The organism is Massilia glaciei, from assembly GCF_003011895.2.
GTDB lineage: Bacteria > Pseudomonadota > Gammaproteobacteria > Burkholderiales > Burkholderiaceae_D > Telluria_A > Telluria_A glaciei.
In genome coordinates this window covers 1-2,204 of sequence record NZ_PXWF02000145.1, presented here as the reverse complement: position 1 = coordinate 2,204, position 2,204 = coordinate 1, and the positions used below count along the sequence as shown (strand labels likewise).

The following is a 2,204-nucleotide window of genomic DNA, read 5'->3' as shown; positions in this document are numbered from 1 at the left end:
CCCAGGGCGAACCGGCCATTCTGGCGCTGGTCGACCGCGCGCGCCTGATCGGCGGCGACGGCGAGGCGATGGGCGCCGGCGGGCAGGTGTTCGGCACCCGCGACTGGAACCCGCCGCCGCCGCCCGAGGCGCAGCCACCGCAGGCGCCCCAGCCGGCGCCCACGCCGAGCGCGCCGCCGCTGCCGTTCGCCTACATCGGCAAGGCGCTCGGCGACGGCGCCTGGGAGGTGTTCCTCGCGCGCGGAGATCAAACCCATATCGTGCGCACCAAGACAGTCATCGAAGGCACCTACCGGGTCGACGCGATCGCGCCGCCCGTCATGACCCTGACCTACCTGCCGTTGAACCAGGTTCAACAGCTCAACATTGGAGTTCCAGACTGATGGCCCGTGAACAAAATGGCAAACGGCTGCGTCTGCCGCGCGGCGCCGCGCTCGCGCTGATGGTGCTGGCGCTGGCCGGCTGCGCCGGACAGAACGCCCACCGCGAAGGCCAGCTGCTGGTCGGGCAGGACAGGATCGAGGCCGGCCTGCTCAAGTACCGCGAGGCGATGGCGGCCGATCCCGGCAACGCCGTCTTCAAGAACGCCTATCTTCAGGCGCGCGACCGCAACGCCAACCGCCTGCTCGAGCGCGCCGACCGCGCGCTGGCGGCCGGCCAGGCCGCGCCCGCGCTCGATGACTACCGGCGCGTGCTCGCGTTCGACCCCGCCAACGAGCGCGCCAACATCGGCCTGCGCGCGCTCGAGGCCGACGCCCGCCACACCCGGATGATGGACGCGGCCACCGCCGCCTTCGAGCGCGGCGAGTACGAGCCGGCACGCGCCGCGAGCGCGGCGGTCCTGGCCGAGCGCCCGAACCACGAGCAGGCGCGCCAGCTGCAGGCGCGCGCCGCCGACAAGCTCACCCCGGCCCCGGTCGAGAGCGCGCTGGCGGCGGCCTACCGCCAGCCGATCAGCATCGAATTCCGCGACGCCCCGCTCAAGCAGGTGTTCGAGGTGGTGGCGCGCCGCTCGAACCTCAATTTTTTGTTCGACAAGGACGTCAGGACCGACCAGCGCACCTCGATCTTCCTCAAGAACAGCACGATCGAGGCGGCCGTCTACTTCCTGATGGTGACCAACCAGCTGGCCCAGCAGGTCATGGACGACAACACCGTCCTGATCTACCCGAACACCCTGGCCAAGCAGAAGGAATACCAGGAGACGACGGTCAAGACCTTCTACCTGGCCAACACCGACGCCAAGACCATCGGCAACACCATCCGCACCATCCTCAAGTCGCGCGACGTGGTGGTCGACGAAAAGCTCAACCTGGTGATCGTGCGCGACACGCCCGAGGTGATCAAGCTGGCCACGCGCCTGGTGGCGCTGCAGGACGTGGCCGAGCCGGAGGTCATGCTCGAGGTCGAAATCCTCGAGATCAAGCGCAGCCGCATCACCGAGCTCGGCGTGGCCTGGCCGACCAGCCTGACGCTGGCGCCGCTGCTGGCCACGCCGGGCACCCCGCTCACGCTCGACCAGTTGCGCGGCCTCGGCCGCGAGAACATCGGCATCGCCGCGCTGAGCGCGAAAATCAGCGCCAACAGCAGCGACGGCGACACCAACACGCTGGCCAACCCGCGCATCCGGGTGCGCAACCGCGAGAAGGCCAAGATCGTCATCGGCGACAAGATCCCGAACATCACGACCACCATCTCGCCCGGCGCCGGCGGCTTCGCCTCCGAGTCGGTCACCTATGTCGATGTCGGCCTGACGCTGAACGTGGAGCCGACCATCTACCTCAACAACGAGGTCGCGATCCGGATCTCGCTCGAGGTCAGCAACCTGATCGGCTCGATCACCACTGCCTCGGGCACGGTGGCGTACCAGATCGGCAGCCGCCAGGCCAGCACCATGCTGCAGCTCAAGGACGGCGAGAACCAGGTGCTCGCGGGCCTGATCAACAACGAGGAGCGCAGCAGCGGCGACAAGATCCCGGGGCTGGGCCACCTGCCGCTGGTCGGGCGCCTGTTCGGCAGCGCCCGCGACGACAGGGAGAAGACCGAGATCGTGCTCTCGATCACGCCGCGCCTGATCCGCAACATCCAGCGCCCGGCGGCCGGCGCGGCCGAATTCAACGCCGGCACCGACGTCGGCTTCCGGCGCCGCCCCGACGCCGGCTTCAAGGCGCCGGCCGTGCCGCCGCCGGTGCCGTCCACCCAGC

2 protein-coding genes are annotated in these 2,204 nt (G+C 69.7%); both read left to right on the top strand.

The window, feature by feature from the left end; all coding sequences use genetic code 11:
* On the top strand, positions 1–383 hold a 383-nt coding region (locus C7C56_RS28720), incomplete at its 5' end, for a hypothetical protein (RefSeq protein WP_106757321.1).
* A partial coding sequence (locus tag C7C56_RS10205; RefSeq protein ID WP_106757320.1) for a secretin GspD/PilQ domain-containing protein occupies positions 383–2,204 on the top strand: 1,822 nt, incomplete at its 3' end. The genes C7C56_RS28720 and C7C56_RS10205, both read left to right, overlap by 1 nt.